The organism is Candidatus Coatesbacteria bacterium, assembly GCA_014728225.1.
Lineage (GTDB): Bacteria > RBG-13-66-14 > RBG-13-66-14 > RBG-13-66-14 > RBG-13-66-14 > WJLX01.
The window spans coordinates 1-17,587 of sequence record WJLX01000138.1 but is presented as its reverse complement, the minus strand read 5'-3'; the positions used below and the strand labels follow the sequence as shown (position 1 = coordinate 17,587).

The 17,587-nt window shown below is 67.9% G+C and carries 19 protein-coding genes; 4 read left to right on the top strand and 15 right to left on the bottom strand.

Annotation, left to right across the window (positions count from 1 at the left end):
- The first annotated feature begins 195 nt into the window (after positions 1–195).
- From GF399_09940 to GF399_09930, 3 genes are all read left to right on the top strand, one after another.
- Positions 196–546, top strand: coding sequence for a hypothetical protein (locus tag GF399_09940; GenBank protein MBD3400636.1), 351 nt, complete (start codon positions 196–198; stop codon positions 544–546).
- A 2-nt stretch (positions 547–548) separates the two neighbouring features.
- Positions 549–1,550 (top strand): hypothetical protein, encoded by a 1,002-nt coding sequence (locus tag GF399_09935; GenBank protein ID MBD3400635.1) that lies wholly within the window; start codon positions 549–551, stop codon positions 1,548–1,550.
- Positions 1,551–2,013: 463 nt separating this feature from the next.
- Complete coding sequence (locus GF399_09930) at positions 2,014–4,476, top strand: AAA domain-containing protein (GenBank protein MBD3400634.1); 2,463 nt, start codon at positions 2,014–2,016, stop codon at positions 4,474–4,476.
- 369 nt (positions 4,477–4,845) lie between these two features.
- Here the strand turns inward: GF399_09930 and GF399_09925 are convergent, their stop codons facing one another.
- The 15 genes from GF399_09925 to GF399_09855 all read right to left on the bottom strand — a co-directional run bounded on the left by GF399_09925 (position 4,846) and on the right by GF399_09855 (position 15,092).
- Positions 4,846–5,397: a hypothetical protein gene (locus GF399_09925; GenBank protein ID MBD3400633.1), complete on the bottom strand. Its 552-nt coding sequence runs from the start codon at positions 5,395–5,397 to the stop codon at positions 4,846–4,848.
- A 154-nt stretch (positions 5,398–5,551) separates the two neighbouring features.
- Positions 5,552–6,433 (bottom strand): hypothetical protein, encoded by an 882-nt coding sequence (locus GF399_09920; GenBank protein ID MBD3400632.1) that lies wholly within the window; start codon positions 6,431–6,433, stop codon positions 5,552–5,554.
- Complete coding sequence (gene rfbD, locus GF399_09915; protein ID MBD3400631.1) at positions 6,430–7,308, bottom strand: dTDP-4-dehydrorhamnose reductase; 879 nt, start codon at positions 7,306–7,308, stop codon at positions 6,430–6,432. Before rfbD ends, GF399_09920 begins: the two co-directional genes overlap by 4 nt.
- Positions 7,309–7,318: 10 nt before the next feature.
- Entirely contained in the window at positions 7,319–7,735 is a 417-nt protein-coding gene (locus GF399_09910; GenBank protein MBD3400630.1) for an arsenate reductase ArsC, read from the bottom strand.
- Entirely contained in the window at positions 7,732–8,397 is a 666-nt protein-coding gene (locus GF399_09905; GenBank protein MBD3400629.1) for a hypothetical protein, read from the bottom strand. The genes GF399_09910 and GF399_09905 overlap by 4 nt, the downstream gene beginning before the upstream one ends.
- Complete coding sequence (locus tag GF399_09900; GenBank protein MBD3400628.1) at positions 8,394–9,059, bottom strand: hypothetical protein; 666 nt, start codon at positions 9,057–9,059, stop codon at positions 8,394–8,396. Before GF399_09900 ends, GF399_09905 begins: the two co-directional genes overlap by 4 nt.
- Before the next feature lie 6 nt (positions 9,060–9,065).
- Complete coding sequence (locus GF399_09895) at positions 9,066–9,260, bottom strand: hypothetical protein (GenBank protein ID MBD3400627.1); 195 nt, start codon at positions 9,258–9,260, stop codon at positions 9,066–9,068.
- 405 nt (positions 9,261–9,665) lie between these two features.
- Positions 9,666–10,217, bottom strand: coding sequence for a hypothetical protein (locus GF399_09890; protein MBD3400626.1), 552 nt, complete (start codon positions 10,215–10,217; stop codon positions 9,666–9,668).
- A 56-nt stretch (positions 10,218–10,273) separates the two neighbouring features.
- A complete protein-coding gene (locus GF399_09885) occupies positions 10,274–10,933 on the bottom strand; it encodes a hypothetical protein (GenBank protein MBD3400625.1) in 660 nt (219 codons plus the stop codon).
- A 31-nt stretch (positions 10,934–10,964) separates the two neighbouring features.
- Complete coding sequence (locus GF399_09880; protein MBD3400624.1) at positions 10,965–12,269, bottom strand: (d)CMP kinase; 1,305 nt, start codon at positions 12,267–12,269, stop codon at positions 10,965–10,967.
- Positions 12,266–12,973, bottom strand: a complete 708-nt coding sequence (locus GF399_09875) for a hypothetical protein (protein ID MBD3400623.1) — start codon at positions 12,971–12,973, stop codon at positions 12,266–12,268. Before GF399_09875 ends, GF399_09880 begins: the two co-directional genes overlap by 4 nt.
- Positions 12,974–13,078: 105 nt before the next feature.
- Positions 13,079–13,954 (bottom strand): methyltransferase domain-containing protein, encoded by an 876-nt coding sequence (locus GF399_09870; protein MBD3400622.1) that lies wholly within the window; start codon positions 13,952–13,954, stop codon positions 13,079–13,081.
- Between the two features lie 249 nt (positions 13,955–14,203).
- Entirely contained in the window at positions 14,204–14,479 is a 276-nt protein-coding gene (locus tag GF399_09865; GenBank protein ID MBD3400621.1) for an ethanolamine utilization protein EutN, read from the bottom strand.
- Positions 14,476–14,931 (bottom strand): hypothetical protein, encoded by a 456-nt coding sequence (locus tag GF399_09860; protein MBD3400620.1) that lies wholly within the window; start codon positions 14,929–14,931, stop codon positions 14,476–14,478. Before GF399_09860 ends, GF399_09865 begins: the two co-directional genes overlap by 4 nt.
- On the bottom strand, positions 14,763–15,092 hold the full coding sequence (locus GF399_09855) for an ethanolamine utilization protein EutN (GenBank protein ID MBD3400619.1): 330 nt from the start codon (positions 15,090–15,092) through the stop codon (positions 14,763–14,765). Before GF399_09855 ends, GF399_09860 begins: the two co-directional genes overlap by 169 nt.
- A 105-nt stretch (positions 15,093–15,197) precedes the next feature.
- Here GF399_09855 and GF399_09850 point away from each other — a divergent pair, with 105 nt between their 5' ends.
- Positions 15,198–17,537: a hypothetical protein gene (locus tag GF399_09850; GenBank protein ID MBD3400618.1), complete on the top strand. Its 2,340-nt coding sequence runs from the start codon at positions 15,198–15,200 to the stop codon at positions 17,535–17,537.
- Positions 17,538–17,587 lie beyond the last annotated feature (50 nt).

Below are 17,587 nucleotides of genomic sequence, written 5' to 3'. Positions count from 1 at the left end.
CGATGTAACCGTGGGATCCGCCGCGGGTCGCCGACGGCGCAAAAACCGTGCCAGTTCCGGCGGCCGAGCGCTGCGGCGCTCGGTCTGGGCGGGGGGTGCGTTTGCGCGGTCTTGCGGCGCGGTGCTTCGCTCGGGTCAGGAGCGGAGTCACGCGTCTGCGATGCAGTAATCCATGATACTGTCAGGTTGGCACCATTGCACGCTCTCTGTGACAGTTGCGGCAAGCGCGAGGCCGTCGTTCGTCGGAGCTATTCCGGCGGCGAGGTGCACCTCTGCGCGGTTTGTCTGGAGCGCGGCGTCGCCGGGGAGCGCCGCGGCGGGTTGTGGTGGCGGGCGACGCCCGACGACAGCCTCCTCGTCCATCCCCGTCCCGGTCTGACGATCCTCGGCGGCGGCGGCGAGGGTGAGGGACCGGTTTGTCCGGGTTGCGGGCGTCGCTGGAGCGATTTCGTCCACTCGGAGCGCCTGGGCTGCGGGGAATGCTATCCGGCCTTCGCCGAGGTGCTGGAGCGTTTCTTCCATTTTCTCGAACGCCCGGGGTTTTAGCCGTGGCGAGTTCGTCCGCCAGCTATGGCCTGGGGGAGCGTCCGCCGCGCTGGGTCGAGACGGCCCGGTCTCCGGTGCGCTTTTTCGCCCGTCGGACCCTGATCCGTAATCTGGCTGGGACGGGCTTCAAGCCTCGCGGGCCGGAACGCGCCGAGCTGTTGGCCCGTCTGCAGCCCCTGCTGGAGTTGCTCGACGACGGCCGACGGATCGACTGCGGTCCGGACCATCAGGCGGCCGCTCGTCGGTCCGAACGCTACTACTGGCCGCCGCTGCTGGAACCCGACGTCGAGCTCCACTCGGCTGCCGATGAACGAACGCTGCTGCTGCTCGGCGGTTACGACCACGTCGTTTTCGCCCGGATTGTCCGGCGCCTCGACGGCGGGGACGCTTTGTTGAAGGACCTGGAGCGGCGGTTGGAGCTGCTGGGCGGTTGCGCCGTCGACGAGGATTACGGCCTGTTGACCAGTTCGCCGCGGCGTTGCGGCGGCGGCGAGTCCCTCGAGATTTTCCTGCACCTTCCCGCGGTGACGGCGCTCCGACAACTGGACCGTTTGGTCCAGGGGGCGGCCGAGCGGGGCTTCTGGCTGTTGCCGGCGGGCGCTCCGGGCGGCGCCGTTTTCGTCGTCAACAACCTTTGCGCGCTGGGCTATGCCCCGGGCGAGCTCGCCGAGCGGGCCGAGGCCCTGGCCGTCGAGCTCGAGGCCGCCGAGCTGACCGCCCGGGAGGAGCTGGGCCGACGCGGCGCCCTGTGGCTGGAGGACCGGATCGGTCGCTCCCTCGGTTTACCGGGCCGCGCCCGGCGGTTGGAGGAGACCGAGGCCGCCACCACCTGCGCCTGGCTGCGCCTGGGACGGAGTCTGGGGCTGCTGGAGCGCCCGAGCTGGAAGGCGCTCAACACGGCGCTGTGGGCTCTGCAACCGTCCCTGGCCGCCGCCGAGGCCCAGCGCACGGGTATGGAGCCGGCGGTCTGGCGGGCGGAGCTGCTGGCGGCTATCGCCCCCTAGGCCCTGGGCAGAACACATCTTCCGTGCTATACTAAGCATAGCGTCGGTGCACGCTAACAGGTCGACGGACTGACTCGTCGATTATTTAGAAGGCACTTTAGATGCTGTTGTGATACTATCAAGACAATTAGTAGCTGTTAATAATGATAGATATTGTCAGTATTATGGATTATATCGATTGAGAAATGCATTTTATGATACCGGCGAAGAAACCTTCTCCGACCAGGCTGCGTAAGTGAATTCAACCACGCTTCACCGACGGCGGTTCCGGGAGGCCGTCGCCGAGAGGCGCTAAGCCGAGAGGTGGGGCTCAACCGGCGGGGGTTGACCTGATCACGACCCGGTGCGGAAGCCGCGGCCGTAAGCGCCGCCTGACGGAGCCGGGCCTACCCATCCACCCACCCTGTCGCATCGCCGAGAAGACAACCCAGGCAGCGGAGGGCAACCCGCGAGGTAACGCTTTATGTTGGACAAGTTTACACCCCGGGCGCGCAAGGTGATCCTCTTCGCCCGCGACGTCGCCAAGCAGATGGGCCAGGAGCACCTGGGCACCGAACATCTGCTGCTGTCGCTGGTCGAGGAATCCGACGGGGTGGCCGCCTACGTTCTGAACAAGCTGGGACTGCGCTCGGCGGCCATCCGCGCCGAGCTGGAGCGTCTCAAGAGTGAGGACGAGCACGAAGTCACCGCCGACGAGAAAATCCCCTTCACCCAGCACGCCAAGCAGGTCCTCGAGCAGGCGGTCCTCGTCGCCGGGGAGCTGGGCTACAACTACATCGGCACCGAGCATCTCCTGCTGGGCCTGATGCAGGTCAAGGAGGGGGTGGCCTCAAACGTGCTCAGCCATCTGGGCTACGAGCCCGAGCTGGTCAAAAGCGAGCTGGTCAACATGCTCGAGGAGAGCCGGCGTTCCGAAGGCCCTTCCCAGCGCCGCAGCCGGACCCAGACCAAGTCCAAGAAGGGCGAGGAGTCGATGCTGGCCGAGTTCGGCAACGACCTGACCGTCCAGGCCCGCAAGGGCAAGATCGATCCCGTCATCGGCCGCGAGAACGAGACCGAGCGCGTGGTGCAGATCCTCTCCCGACGCAAGAAGAACAACCCCGTTCTTATCGGCCCTCCCGGCGTCGGCAAGACGGCCATCGTCGAGGGTCTGGCCCAGCGGATCGCCGACGGACAGATCCCGCTGACCCTCTCCGACAAACGGCTGATCCAGTTGGATCTGGGGGCCGTCGTCGCCGGAACCAAGTACCGGGGTCAGTTCGAGGAGCGTTTGCAGGCGATCATCCGCGAGCTGCGCGACTCCAAGGACGTCATCCTGTTCATCGACGAGCTGCACACCCTCGTAGGCGCCGGCGGGGCCGAAGGCGCCCTCGACGCCAGCAACATGCTCAAACCCGCCCTGGCGCGGGGCGAAGTCCAGTGCATCGGCTCGACGACCCTCGACGAGTACCGCAAGTACATCGAGAAGAACGGCGCCCTGGAACGGCGCTTCCAGAGTATCCTCGTCGATCCGCCGACCATCAACGAGACCATCAAGATCCTCCAGGGCCTGCGCGACCGCTACGAGGAGTTCCACAACGTCGATATCACCGACGAGGCCGTCGAAACCGCGGTGCGGCTCTCCGACCGCTACATCTCCGACCGTCAACTGCCCGACAAGGCCATCGACGTCATCGACGAGGCCGCCAGCAAGGTCCACCTGGCCTGTTTGACCCCGCCACCCGAGCTGCGCGAGCTGGAAGAGGAACGTGCCGAGCTCCTCGACACCAGCCCCGAGCCCGGCGAGGGCTACTCCGAGGCCCTGCGCCAGCGGGCCCAGGAGCTGGACCGCATCGACCGCAACCTGGCCCTGACCCGGCGTCGCTGGGAGAACTCCCTCGAGGAGAAGCGCGGTGTGGTGGACGTCGACGCGGTGATGGAGACCGTCAGCCGCTGGACGGGCATCAGGCTCAACCGGATGGCCGAGAGCGAGCAGGCCAAGCTGCTGCGGATGGAGGAGGAGCTGCACAAGCGCGTCGTGGCCCAGGACGAGGCGATCAACGCCGTCACCCGGGCCATCCGGCGCTCCCGCGCCGGTGTCCGCGACGCCGCCAAACCCATCGGCAGCTTCCTGTTCCTCGGACCCACCGGGGTCGGCAAGACCGAGCTGGCCAAGGCGCTGGCCGAGTTCCTCTTCGACGACGAGAACGCCATCGTGCGCGCCGACATGAGCGAGTATATGGAAAAATTCGCCGTCAGCCGGCTGATCGGCGCTCCGCCGGGCTACGTTGGCTACGACGAGGGCGGCCAGCTCACCGAGCGCGTCCGTCGCAAGCCCTACTCCGTGGTGCTTCTCGACGAGATCGAGAAGGCCCATCCCGACGTCTTCAGCCTGTTGCTCCAGGTCCTCGACGAAGGTCGGCTGACCGACTCCTTCGGCCGCACCGTCAACTTCCGCAACACCGTGGTCATCCTGACCTCCAACCTGGGCACCAAGGACATCAAGGACATCAACCGCATCGGCTTCGGCGGCGAGAACGCCGAGAGCGATTTCTTCGCCATGCGTTCCAAGGTCATGGAAGAGGTCAAGCGGTTGTTCAACCCCGAGTTCCTCAACCGCCTCGACGAGACCGTGGTCTTCCACTCCCTCTCCAGGGACGACCTGCGCGAGATCGTCCAGTTGCAGCTCAAGCGTATCAAGCTGCGCTTGGCCGAGCAGGCCATCGCCCTGGACTTCAACCCGGCCATGGTCGAGCAGATCATCGCCGACGGCTACGATCCCAAGTACGGCGCCCGGCCGATCCAGCGGGCCATCCAGCGCCTGATCGAGGATCCCCTGGCCGACGAGATGCTCCACGGCAACGTCAAGGAGGGTGACCTGGTCGAGATCGACTACGTCGACGGTGAACCCGTTTTCACCCCCTCGCGCCTGCCCAGCGCCGTCTGAGGTGGCGCAGTTCCACTTTAACGAAGCCCCCCGGCGGGGGGCTTCGTTTAGCAAATCGGTTTCCGGGTGCGGACGCCGCCCTTCCGCCGGCCCCGTCACGCCGCTTGCATTCGCGGCGGCCCTGGTCGGGCCGCCGCGGCAACCGGCGCGCCTGGTCCGGCTGGCCTTACGAGCGGCAACGCAATGCCGGTATCGGGGAGAGGCGGGAAGAGTTGTATCATCCCCCGGGGGCCTGTCGCCCAGGCTGTGCCGAGCTTCAGGGCGGGCCTTGGAAAGGCTGGAGAAAGCGGGGAGCGCATCCCTCCCCGAGCCGGTACGGGAAGCGCCTCACAGAAAACGGGACCCCGCACGGGGTCCCGCTCCAGTTTTTCAGGTATTGGGGACGATGTCGTACCACTGGAGGAAGCGCCAGCGGTCGGCGCCGGAGTCGACGGTACCGTCGACGACACAGTTGTAGTTGGCGGTGGCCTGGGCCAGGTAGGTGGTGTCATCGATGCGGACGCGCAGATCGTAGGCCACGTCATAGACCCACATCTCGTCCTCACCCTCTTCGGGGTCGGTGTAATCACCGGGGATGATCAGATCGAGGGTGATGTTGAAGGCCTGGGCTTTCTCGAACAGGTTTTCGGTGGCGTCGATCTCGTCCTGATAGCCCCAGCTGGAGGGGATATCTCCTCCCACATCCTCCTCATCGAAGTAGAAGACGAAATCCTCGTGGAGCAGCTCGACATACTTGAGGTGGTCGGCCTCGTTGTAGGTGTACTCGAGGTCCTCGATGAGGATTTCCGGAGTTGTGGGGTCCTGCCACTCGGGGGGTGGTTCGTCGCCGCCGCCGCCGTCGGGGACGGTGAACAGGTCGCAACCGACCAGCATGGCGGCGCCGAAGGCGACCAGCAGGACCAGGGGACTGTGTTTACGCATGACAGGACCTCCTCGCGGCCGCCCGTGGCGGCGACGTTGTTCGTCTAAGCTATTAATGCAATATAGCGCGAAAGACCGCCTTTGTCAATTCCCGGCGCCACGGGGTCGTAGTTGGGATACGGGCGGTGGCGGGGCGGCGTTCCCGACGGTTTTCTCAACGCCGTCGCTCCAGTACGTAGGCGGCCAGTTCGTCGAGAACGGTGGTGTCGCGCTTGAAGGCGGCCAGGGCGCCCCGGGAGGTGGCGATGAGCTCGGCGGCCACCCGGCGGCTGGTCTCGAGGCCGAAGAGGTGGACGAAGGTCGGCTTGTCGGCGTCCTTGCCGACGTCCTTGCCCAGCTCGTCGACGGAGGCGGAGACGTCGAGGATGTCGTCGGCGATTTGGAAGGCCAGGCCGAGGTTCTTGGCGTAGGCGGTCAGGGCGTCGATTTCGAGATCGGAGGCCCCGGCGCAGAGGCAGCCCATCCGGGCGCCGGCGATGAACAGGGCTCCGGTTTTGGCGGCGTGGATGAACTCCAGCTCCTCCATCTCCAGCCGTCGGCCGACGCTGTCCAGGTCGAGTTGCTGGCCGGCGATCATCCAGTCACGACCCACAGCCAGGGCCAGCTCGGCGCTGAGGCGGCGCGAGAGCCGGCCCCGTTTGAGGCCGGGACAGTCGGCCAAGAGCTCGAAGGCGGCCATCAGCTCGGCCACGGCGGCCAGGATCGCCGTGGCCTCGTCATAGACGATATGCAGTGTTGGATGACCACGGCGCAAGCGGGCGTCGTCCATCGCCGGTAGATCGTCGAGGACCAGGCTGGCGGTGTGGACGAGTTCGACGGCGCAGGCGGCGTCGAGGAAGGTTTCGGCCCGGGCGCCGCAGACCTCGCAGGCGGCGAAGAACAGCAGGGGTCGCAGGCGCTTGCCTCCGGCGCGCAGAGTGTGCTCCATCGCCCGATGGGGCTTGGCCCGTCGGGGGTCGTCGGTGCGGCAGAGTTCGAGCAGGCGTTCGTCGACCAGCTCCTTGACCCGTAGCTGGTAGGCCGGCAGTCGCTTCACTGCTTGCCTCCACCGGCGGCCAGCTCGCGCAGTTGGTCGCTGCGAAGGCGCAGGTAGTCTTCCAGGGCTGTTTGCCAGGGCCGCAGCTCGACGCCCAGCTCCCGGGAGGCCGAGGTGTCGAGTTCGGAGCGGGCGGGTCGACGGGCCGCGGCCGCGAACTCGCTGGAGCTGACGCCGACGACGCTGTTGGGCAGGCCGAGAAGCTCGACGATGCGGCGGGCGAAGTCGTACCAACTGACCACTCCGGTGTTGGTCAGGTGGTAGATGCCGTCGTCGGCGTGCTGGCCGAGTTCGACCAGGGCCCGGGCCAGTTCGGGGGCGTAGGTCGGCGAGCTGAACTGGTCGCGGACGACGCGCAGCTCGGTGCCGCCGGCGGCGCGACGACAGAGCTTGACCGGGAAACCCTCGCCTCGGGGCCCGTAGAGGGAGCTGGAGCGCACGATCTGCCAGCTCGGGGCGTAGGCCCGGGTGAAGAACTCACCGGCCAGCTTGCTCATGCCGTAGACGTTGAGCGGTCGGGGCTCGTCGTCGGGCCGGTAGGGGCGCTCGGTGCGTCCGTCGAAGACGTAATCCGTCGAGAGGTAGATCACCCGGCAGCCGACGGCGACGGCGGCCCGGCAGAGATTGTACGTGCCGAAGGCGTTGACGGCGAAGACGCGGTCGACGTCCTCCTCGGCGGAATCGACGTGGGTGTAGGCGGCCAGGTGATAGACCGTTTCCGGTTTCAGCTCGACCAGTTTGCGCCTGAGGGCGGTGGCGTCGGTGACGTCGACGTCGGCCTCGGCCAGGGGCAGGGCCTGGTGGCCGCTGCTTTCCAGGCAGTCCATCAACTCGCTGCCCAGCAGTCCGTCGGGTCCTGTTACGGCGATACGCATCGGTGTCGGCTCAGTTTCCCGCTTCGTCGAGGAAGTGGCGCAGGCGGCGCTCGATGTCGGCGGCCACCCGCTTGAAGACCCGGCGGCGCTCGGCTTCGTCGCCTTCGGCGGCCGCCGGATCGGGGAAGCCCCAGTGCAGCATCCGGGCGCCGGGGAGATAGGGGCACTCCTCCCGGGCGCGATCACAAACCGTGATCACCAGGTCGTAGTCCAGGTCGGGCAGGTCGTCGAGGTGCCGGGGTCGGGCGGCGGTGATGTCGATACCCCGGTCGGCCATCTCGGCGACGGCCAGGGGATGGACGCGCTCGGCGGGTCGGGTGCCGGCGCTGTCGACTTCGTAGGTCTCTGCGCCCAGCTCGCGTAGCAGGGCCTGGGCCATCTGGCTGCGGGCCGAGTTGCCCGTGCAGAGAAACAACACCCGGGTCATGGCGTCTCCTCGCTTTCTTCGCTGATCTCCTCCAGGGCCGTCGCCGAAGCCTCCTCCTGCGCCGCCGCCTCCACCGGCTCGCTCAGGCGGAGGAAGATCTCGGTCATGTATTCCTCGGGGGGGATGCCGGCCTCCCAGTGGTAGACCTCGATCACCGGTCCGACGGGGTTGCGTCCCAACTGGTGGACGCGCTCGAACAGGGCGCCGTAGTCGGGTCGTTCACCGGTCCGGATCGGCCCCTTGTAGGTCATGTAGGCGGCCTCGCCGCCCTCAACCTCGTCGATACGGAAACCCGGCGGCGGGATCATGTTCTCGGTCACCGGCAGCCAGACCTCGAAGCGGCGTTCGTCGAGGGGCGTCTCCGCGGGCCGGGGCAGATCGTAATAGGCGCAGCGCGGCGAGCCGACCAGCTCGACGCCGTTGCGCCGCAGCACTCCCCGGGCCTCTTCGACGGCCGACCAGAAGACATCGTAGGAGCCGGTCTTGGGCAGCACCAGCACCGTCGCCGGTTCGAGCATCCGCACCGTGACCTCGGGCTCGGCGGTCAGGGGGGCGGTCTCGCCCGCCGGGGGGACGAAGTCCGCGGGCTGATCGTCGCCGCAGCCCGCGATCAACAGCAGGACCGCCGGCACGAGCGCCGGGCTTGCGCGACGGGAGCTCACTGCTCCCCGCCGGTGTCGGCGGCGGAGGCGTCCGCGGCCTCATCGGCCGTCTGTGCGGCGTCGTCGGCCTCTTCAACGACGTGCAGGAACAGCTCGACGGTCGTTTCTTCGTCGTCCTCCCCGGTCGCGGGGATGACGATCAGCTCGCCGGCGGTCAGGTCGTTGGCGGCGCAGAAGTCGTAGAGCGCGGCATAGTCGGGGTCGTCCGCGCCGTTCTGCACCAGGCGCGCCGCCCGGCCGCCGGGCAGCTCCCGGACCTTGAAGCCCTCGGGCACCGGAGAGTCCTCTTCGATGGGGAAGCAGATATTGAAGGAGTAGCCCTCCTCCGGCGCCCGGGCCGGATTGGCAGGATAGACGAAGCGTACACCGCCCGTCGTTTCCAGGCCGATCTCCGGCTCGGCGTCGGCGCCCTCGGGTACCGGATACTCGAAGTTGGCCAGGACCTCCCGGGCCGCCGTCAGGGCCTCGTCACGCAGCGCCGGAACGCCCTCGACGGTCCAGGCCAGGACGTACTCGGCTTCCCGATCCAGCAAAACGATGGGGGGCGGTTCCACCAGGGGCGGCTGGTCGGACGGAGGGGCGATATTCTGCGGGTTTTCCTCGCAACCGACCAGCGGCAGCGCCGCCAGCAACACAATGATGATCAACATCAGGCGGTCCATGAACCCTCACTTTCGGGGGGCGACGTCTTCGCAGCACAGGCAGATTTCGGTGCAGTGGTCGTCGGGGTTGTCGGGGGTCGGGCGGTAGATCTCGTACACGGGGCCGACAACGCGGCGTCCGCTGCCCCTGATCAGTTCGCAAAGCAGCTCGTAATCGCCCTCGAGGGGGCCTTCGCCGGGCCCGCACGACAGACTGGCCACCAGCCCCCCCGGGCAACCGCTCCTTGTAAAGGGGTATGGGCGGTTCGATCGGTTCAGCTACGGGCAGCATAACCCTGAAGCGCTGTTCGGTGGGCTTGGCGGTGTCATTGAATGGGTAGCAACCCAGGGGTGGTCCCACCGGCGGAATGTCCGCTTCAGCGATCAGGCTCAGGACCTCGCCCAGGGCGTGGGGAAAAGTTGCGTAATCACCGCTGGAATCATAGACCAACACGGTTCGGGGTTGCCACTGCTTGAACTCCACCCGCATGGCTAGCCTCCATCTCATGAGTCCGAGACCGGTGGCTCATCAATGATGCGACTCCTTCGGAACTGGTGATTGGAATAGTTATCAACTAGCTTGGATGATGCCACGGCCCTGTACCGGAACAGCGGGATCGCGGCGTTCTAGTCTTCCGGCGTTTCGATGAAAACAAAGAAGTCCGTCGCCCAGCCCTCCGGGTCGCGGGCGGGATGCCAGTCGTAGATCTCGACGAGGGGACCGGCGACCTCATAACCGTTCTCGGCGATATAGCGGTACAGTTCGTCGTAGACGTCGAGGTTCTCGAAGTCCAGCTCACCGTAGAGGGTGGTGGTGACGATGGTGCCGCCCTCGAGCTCCCGGGACTCGTCGAAGGCTGCCGGTGCCGGGGTTCCCGGTACGACGGGCAGGCCGATCAGCCAGTGCAGCTCGTCGGCCGGCGCAGTCGACGGATCGTCCAGGTAGACGCCGAAGGGTGCGCCGATCAGCTCGATATCACCGCCCTCGAGGGCCGCCAGGGCCTCTTCCAGCCGCGGACCGAACTCTTCGTGGGGACCGCTGTGGTAGTTGACCAGGGCGTAAATCGATCCCACTTCGGTAACCGTGAAATCATATTCGTAAGCATACTCCAGCGGCGCCACATCGGCAACCGCCGCGACGGTCAGCAATAGGACCGCCGGCAGCAGCAGCTTATGCATCTTCCCTCCTTGTAACCCCGTTTGATACAACCGCCGGCGGTCTTCGGCAGCGACGGTTACTGGTCACCCTCGGCGGGCGGCTCTTCTTCGATGCCGACCGGGTAGGGCTTGGAAACGAAGACGAAGATGTCGGTCTCGTAATCCTCCGGCTTCTCGGTCTCCCAGCGGTAGACCTCGACCATCGGTCCGGCGGGGATCAGGCCCTGCTCGGCGATGAAGGTGTAAAGGTCTTCGTAGACGGTGGTTTCTTCCCAGTTCGGCTCGCCGTAGACGGTGGTCAGGGCGACCTGGCCGCCGTCGTACTCCTTGGCTTCGAGGCCCTCGGGGGCCGCGACCTCCTCGGCGACGGGAAAGCCGACGACCCAGCGCAGCTCCTCGGGCTTGGTCTGGGCGGGATCGTCGAAATAGATGCCGAAGGGCGCGCCGGTCAGTTCGATCCCGGCCTCTTCGATGACGGGGATGAGCTCTTCGAGGATCTCCGGGTACTGCTCGTAGGGCCCCTGCTGCTGCTGGACCAGAGCGTACATCGGCTCGACCTCGGTGATGGCGAACTCGTACTCCGCCTCCCCGGCGGCTGCGGTTTCTTCACCATCCCCGGTGCTGTCGGCCGTTTCCTCGGTCTCAACGGTTTCTTCGTTTTCTTCGCTCTCCTCCTCGCAGCCGGCGAAGGCCAACAGGGCCAGGATGAGGATGATCGACAGTAACAGGCGTTTCATCGGTTGCTCCTTTGGTTGTCCCCCAGTGGCATTAAGCGCTGGCGTCGTCCGGGGCGGGTTCGTCGGCGTCGGCCTCGTCTGCGGCTTGCTCCGTCGCAGCGCGGCGCTCCTCGACTACGGCGACGACGGCCTCGACGACCTCCTGGATGTTCAGCCCCGTGGTATCGATGCGGGCGGCCTCGGGCAGCTCGCGCAGAGCGCCGTAATCCCGGGTGGTGTCGGCGCGGTCGCGGTCGATAATCTGTTGCTCAAGTTCGGGCAGGCTGACCGCCTCGCCGCGGGCCTTGTGATCCTCGAGGCGTCGACGGGCGCGCTCGCCCACCGAGGCCGTCAGGTAGATCTTGTACGGCGTGTCCGGGAACAGCAGGCTGCCGATGTCGCGGCCCTCGGCCACCACGCCCCGGGAGAGACCGGCGGCCAGTTGGCGGATGCGGCTGTTGACGAGATCGCGGATCGGCGGCAGGTCGGCCAGCTGCTTGATCGTCGTGGTGACCCGGGGGGTGCGGATCTCGGCGCCGACGGCCTTGCCGTCGAGCTTGAGCCGGGCCACGCCGTCCTCGACACCCAGTTCGAGGCGGGCCTCGCGGGCCAGTTCGACCAGGGCCGCCGGATCGTCGAGATCGATGCCGCGCTCCAGGGCCGCCCAGGTCAGCGCCCGGTAGAAGGCGCCGGTGTCGATGTAGACCAAGTCCAGACGGGTGGCGGCCAGCCGGGCCACCGTCGATTTGCCCGAACCCGCCGGGCCGTCGATGGCCAGCACGACGCGCTCGTCGCCCTCCAGCTCCAGCAGCTCCTGCTCCGGCGGCGGCAGCTCGCCCAGGTGGCGCAGGCCGAAGTAGTTGAGGAAATCCTCGGTGGTACCGTAGAGGTTGGGCCGCCCGGCGCTGTCGGCCCGGCCGACGACCTCGATCAGTCCGTGCTCGCTCAAGCTGGCCAGGGTGCCCGAGCAGTCGACGCCGCGGATGGACTCGATCTCACCCCGGGTGACCGGCTGACGGTAGGCCACGATGGCCAGGGTCTCCAGGGCGGCGTTGGAGAGCCGGGCCTTGCTGCGGGTGCGACCGGTCAGGGCGCGTTCGATGGCCCGGACGAAGGGGCGCTTGCTGAACAGTTGCCAGCCGCCGCCGAGTTCGAGAAGCTCCACGCCGCGTTCATCGTGGTGGCAGCGCCGCTGGAGCTCGCGCAGGCCGGCCTCGACGTCCCGGCGCAGGTAGCGCTCCAGGGCCCGCACCAGGCGCCGGACGGGCAGGGGCTCGTCGGCGGCGAACAGCACCGCCTCGAGGGCCGCCAGCAGCTCCTCGGGCAGGGCGCGTCCCTGGTCGTTTTCAACGTTCATCGCTCGTCGGCCTCGGTGATCCACAGCGAGAGGTAGGGCTCGGCCTGGGCCAGGCGGATACGCTTGAGCTTGACCAGCTCGAGCAGGGCCAGGAAGGTTACCACGGCGAGGTCGCGCCGGCGCCGGTCGCCGACCAGCTCGGCCAGGCTCAGCCGTCGGCGCTCCCCCAGCAGCCCCTCGATCTCGGCCATCCGCTCGCCGATCGAAACCCGCTCCTTGGCCAGGAAGCCGCCGTCCATCTCCCGGGGCATCAACCGGCCGAAGGCCCGGGCCAGGTCGCCGATGTCAAACTCCCGGGCCAGCGCGGGCCGCGGCTTGCGGAACTCCGGCGTCACCCCGCGGGGAAAGAGCTCGAGCTGGGCGGCCTCGATGGCACCGAGATTGTCGGCCAGCTCCTTGTAGAGCTTATACTCGGCGATGTGGCGCAACAGCTCCGCCGCCTGGGTCTCGGCCTCGGCGTCCTCCGCGTCCGCGGGGAAGAGCAGGCGGGTTTTCAGCTGGACCAGGGTCGCCGCCAGGACGAGAAACTCGCCGGCCAGGTTGAGCTCCAACTCCTCAGCCTGCTCGACGTACTCGAGGAACTCGCCGCAGACCCGGGCCACGTCGACGCGGGCCAGCTCGACCTCCTGGCGCTGGACCAGCTCCAGCAGGAGGTCCATCGGTCCCTCGTAGACCGGCAGCCGAACCTGGAACTCCTCGACCATTCAACTCTCCGGTTATCGCGTCCCCGCCGGCGGCGTCACGATTATTGCAGCCCCGCCAGTCACCTCCGCCCGTGCGTCCCCGGCGGGCAATAATCGCGCCGCCGCCTACCCGCTGGGTTTGCGCGCGCTGACGGCGTACTGCTCGTGGTTCAGCTCGGCGTCGTGATGCACGGCGGGTCCGCCCAGGCCGTCGTAGACGGTGAACTCCCCGAGGCCGCGCTCGAGCAGCAGGGCGCCGATCTGCGCCGGGTGGATAACGGCCAGGCTTTGACCGTAGACGCTCGGTTCACCGGTGCGGGCGTCGATGACGATGTAGCGCAGGGTGGTCACTCGAGCGGCTTCGTCGTAGAAGCGCTCGGTCAGCACCAGGTGTGGTCCGTCGGCGAAGACCCCGTCCGTACTCTTGTACCAGGTGTCTTCCTTCGTGCCGAGTTCGATGAGCAGCTCGGGGTCGGTCAGCTCGAAGAGGACGTAGCCGCCGGGCTCGACGGCGGCGACGGCCTTGTCCAGGATCAGGGACAGGTCCGCCGGGCGGAAGACGTTCAGCTCGCCGTAGACCTGCATCGCCAGGCCGTAGCCGGAGCCGTAGTCCGTGGTTCGCAGGTCGCCCGGGACGTAGTCGCAGTCCAGGTCCAGGGTCTCGGCCTTGTTTTTGGCGTACTCGATGGACGCCGGGCCGAAGTCGATCCCGTGGACCCGGTGGCCGAGGATGGCCAGGCGCTCGGCGTAGAGCCCCGGTCCGCAGCCCAGGTCGAGGATGCGGGTCGCCCGACCCGCGAGCAGGTGACTGTGGATCCAGTCCACGTGGCGCTCGAGGGTCTCGAGGCGGCGGCTGGCCTGGTCGTGGTCCTGGGAGAGGTGCTCGGCGAGGATGCGCCGGGAGAACTCGGGCTCGTCCCAGGGGATGTTGTCGGCCTCGACCCAGGGCCGGGGGTCGGAGCTGCTGATAAGCTTGCCGAGGCTATTCTCGTTACTGGTCAACTGATAGATGAGTTTGTTGGCAGGGAGCTAACCAGGCAGAAGCGCGGATCGTCGCGGCGAGACCTTTGAAAACCAGTTGAATGAATACTCAACCCACTGGCCTCGTCGGCACGGGCGCTGGCACGGTTTTTGCAGGTCTGCGACCTTGATGAACTGCTGGCGGGTTAGCAACGCCGCAAAAACCGTGCCAGCGCCGGGTGCGTTTTCTCATTAACCCCGGAATTGGTTTTCAAAGGTCTCGCCGCAGCCCTAGTTATCGGTAGAGCGCCAGACGCTGTCCACCACGCCCACGATCACCTGCCGGGTGGGGATGTCCTCGCGGCCGAGGAGCTGGCGGGCGGAGTTGCCCTCGCTCTGCACCAGGATCAGATCACCGGGTCCGGCGCCGACGGTGTCGACGGCGATCAGCTCGGCGCCCTTCCCGTCGTCGTCGGATTGCGGTATGACCCGCAGCAGGCGGTAACCGCCCAGGGCGGGGTGCTTGAGCGAGCAGTGGACGCTGCCGACGACGCGGGCCAGGATCATGGGGACTCCTCGGGCTCCCAGTCCTGGTTGTCGAGGACGCCGACGACGGCGAGATCGCAGGGGATGAAGCGTTGTCCGGCGGGCAAGGCGAGGGCGGCCTCGCGGCCGTCGGCCAGGAGGACCTCGGCGCCGCGGCCGGCCTCGACGACCTCGACGGCGACTTCGGGTCGGGCGTTGAGGCGGCCGTCGGGGCCCCGGCGGCTCACCAGGGCCAGGCGCAGGCCGTCGTAGGCGGGCAGATGGCGGTCGGCCCACAGGCTGCCGATGATCCGGCCGCGCTGCACTACTCGTCGCCCTTCGAGCCGGAGGCGGGATCGGGCGCGCCGTGCTTGCGATAGACGACGCGGCCGTCGCTCTCGACGGCGTCGACGATGCCGCAGATGACGGCGTCGACGGGGCGGTTGCGGGTGGTCTCGGTCTGGCGGGCGGAGGAGCCGCGGGCGATGTAGCACAGCTCGCCGACCCCGGCGCCGACGGCGTCGACGCAGACGAGTTCGGGACCGACGGCCTGGCCGGCGGCGTCGGCCGGGCGGCAGAGCAGCAGCTTGAAACCGACGAGGGCTTCATCCTTGGCCGTGGAGACGACGTTGCCGGTGACGATGACCAGGTCCATGGCGTTTTACCCGGGGAGGTTGCCGATAGAGTTTATCGGTTGGGGGTTGCGTAGTCAAGCGGGCGATACTCGCCAGCGGGGGGCGCCTCGTGCTAATATCGGCCCATGCGCTACCATTCCCTCATTCTGGTCGGGTTGGTGTTATTGGCGGCGGGCTGCGGTCGCAAGTCGCGCCCTCTGGGCGACGCGGCCGGGGAGAAGGAGCAGCCGCCGCGGCTGGTCTTCTTCGCCGCTCCGGACGAGCACCACCTGCGGCTGGAGTTCGACAAGCCCGTCATCGAGGCGGGCCTGAATGGGGAGAACCTGCTGCTCGAGGGTCCGGGTGAGCCCGCGGTCGTCGCCGTCCGGCTGGAGCCGGGCAACGAGGGCGTCGTCCACCTGGACGTTGTCGGACTGGAGCCGGGAGCGGAGTATCGGCTGCTGGCGCGCAACCTGCGCGGAACGGACGGCCGGAACGTCGAGCCCCTGGCCCGGGAGTTCGTCGCCGCCGACGAGCCCGACGAGGAGCCGCCCAGGGACGTCACCCGGGGTCCCCGGGAGCAGACCAACGACCGCCCGGCGCTCTGGGTGTCCTTCAACGAGGCTGTGCGCGCCGGACCGGAGTTCGCCGTCGAGCTGGCGCCCTTCCTCGAGGTCGAGGAGGCTGGAACCGAGCAGGCCGTAGGGGAGGGCGTCGACGAAGAAACCGGGACCGAAGACGAGCTCGGCGAGGTCGTCGTCCGCGAGCGCGGTGAGCCCGTCGAGATCGTCCGGAGCTTCGACGGACACCGGCTGGAGCTGACCCCGGTCGAACCACTGGAACCGGGACGGGAGTACGGCGTGCGGGTGCGCGGGGTGACGGACCTGGCCGGCAACGTCGGTGATGAGTTCGAGTGGACTTTCAGCGTTCGGCCACAGGAGGCCGGTCTGACCCTGACGGGGTGGCTGGTGACGGCGGACGGCACCGCCCTGCCGCCGGGGTTGGAAGTGACCCTGGGCGACGATCCGGAGGGGTCGGGCCCCTGGGCGCGGCTGTATCCCGAGGGCGACGGCTTCACCATCCACGGCGTCGCCGAGGCCACGGCCCGCAGCAGCCCCTTCGTGACCGTGACGGCGGAGGCCGGCGGTTACCGCCACCGGGCCGTTTATGACGAGGACGGCGACGGTCGGCCGGACCGCATCGGCACCTGCGAGGCCGGGGCCGCCCGGGACGTCGTCCTGGTCCTGCGGCGCGAGGACGTCCGTGGTCCGGATATCGCCGTCGAACCCTGCCCGGCGGCGGCGGCCAACACCGTCGGATTGACGGCCACCGCCCTGGATGAGAGCGGGGTGGCGTTAATCGAGGCCTTCATCGATCTGCCCGGCGACGACGGCGACGGACTGCCCTTCGACGTCGCCCCGGAACGCGCCGGCTTCGGCGGCAACCGCCTCGAAGCCCTGTCGGCCCTGCCCACGGCGGACTGGGAGCCCGACGTGGTTCACCGACTCTACGTCCACGCCCGCGACGACGCCGGCAACTGGTCGCCCTTCAGCGTCCTCGAGCTGACCAAGCCGCCGGAGGTGCAGAGCTTCAGTGGGCGTGTCGTCCGCGGAGGAGCGGAGATCGCCGGGGTGACCTTAATCCTGCGCGACCCCGCCGGCGCCTTGCTGGCCCTCGACTCCAGCGACGAGTACGGGCGCTTCACCCTGCCGCTGACGACGGACGCCGCAACGGTCAGCGCCTTCCAGCGCAGCGAGACCGCCCTGCTGCTGGGCCGGGGCGCAGTACCCGCGGAACCCGCTGAGGCGCTGTTGGAGCTCGAATTGGCCGCCTACCCCCGGCTCGAAGAGCTCAGCGCCGGTCTGGTGCGCTACCAGCGCGGCGGACCCGTCAGCCCGCCCGAGGACCATGTTCTGCTCACCGCCCGCGTCCTCGCGCCGCCCGAGACGAGCTTCGACTACGACCTGGCCCTCGATGACGACCGCTTATCCCTTGGAACGCCGACGGGGGGCCGCCTGCAGGCCTTTCTGCGCGCCGACGAACTGCCGGCCGAGCCCCAATCAGCGCCGCGCCTCGTCATCACCCCCCGGCCGACGGAGGGTGTAGTGACGACGACCGACCTTCACGCCGAACCATTGATTCTTACCGACCCCGCTCTGGAACTGGTCCGTTTACCCTTCGTCGAGGTCAACGCCGCCGAAGACGGAGAAGCCGTCGTTGTCGGCTGGGAACCACAGTACGGCGTGGCCGGTTACCGGTTGCTGTTGGCGGCCGCCGAGGACTTCGACGCCGCAGAGCTACCCACCGGCGGCGTCTGGAACTCCGGCGACGACCTGCTGCGCAGCGCCGAGGTCCGCATCCCCCGGGGCGAGATCGCCGATTACTGGGGTGTTCCGGCGGGCACCCGGTACGTCGTCGCCCTGGGGATCATCGGCCCCGACGGCGCAGACGCCGCCTGGAGCTTCGCCGCCTTCATCCACCCCTGAGGCTCCGGCCTTCGATAACGCCGCCCCTGCTCGTTGACCGCCCCCGTCGG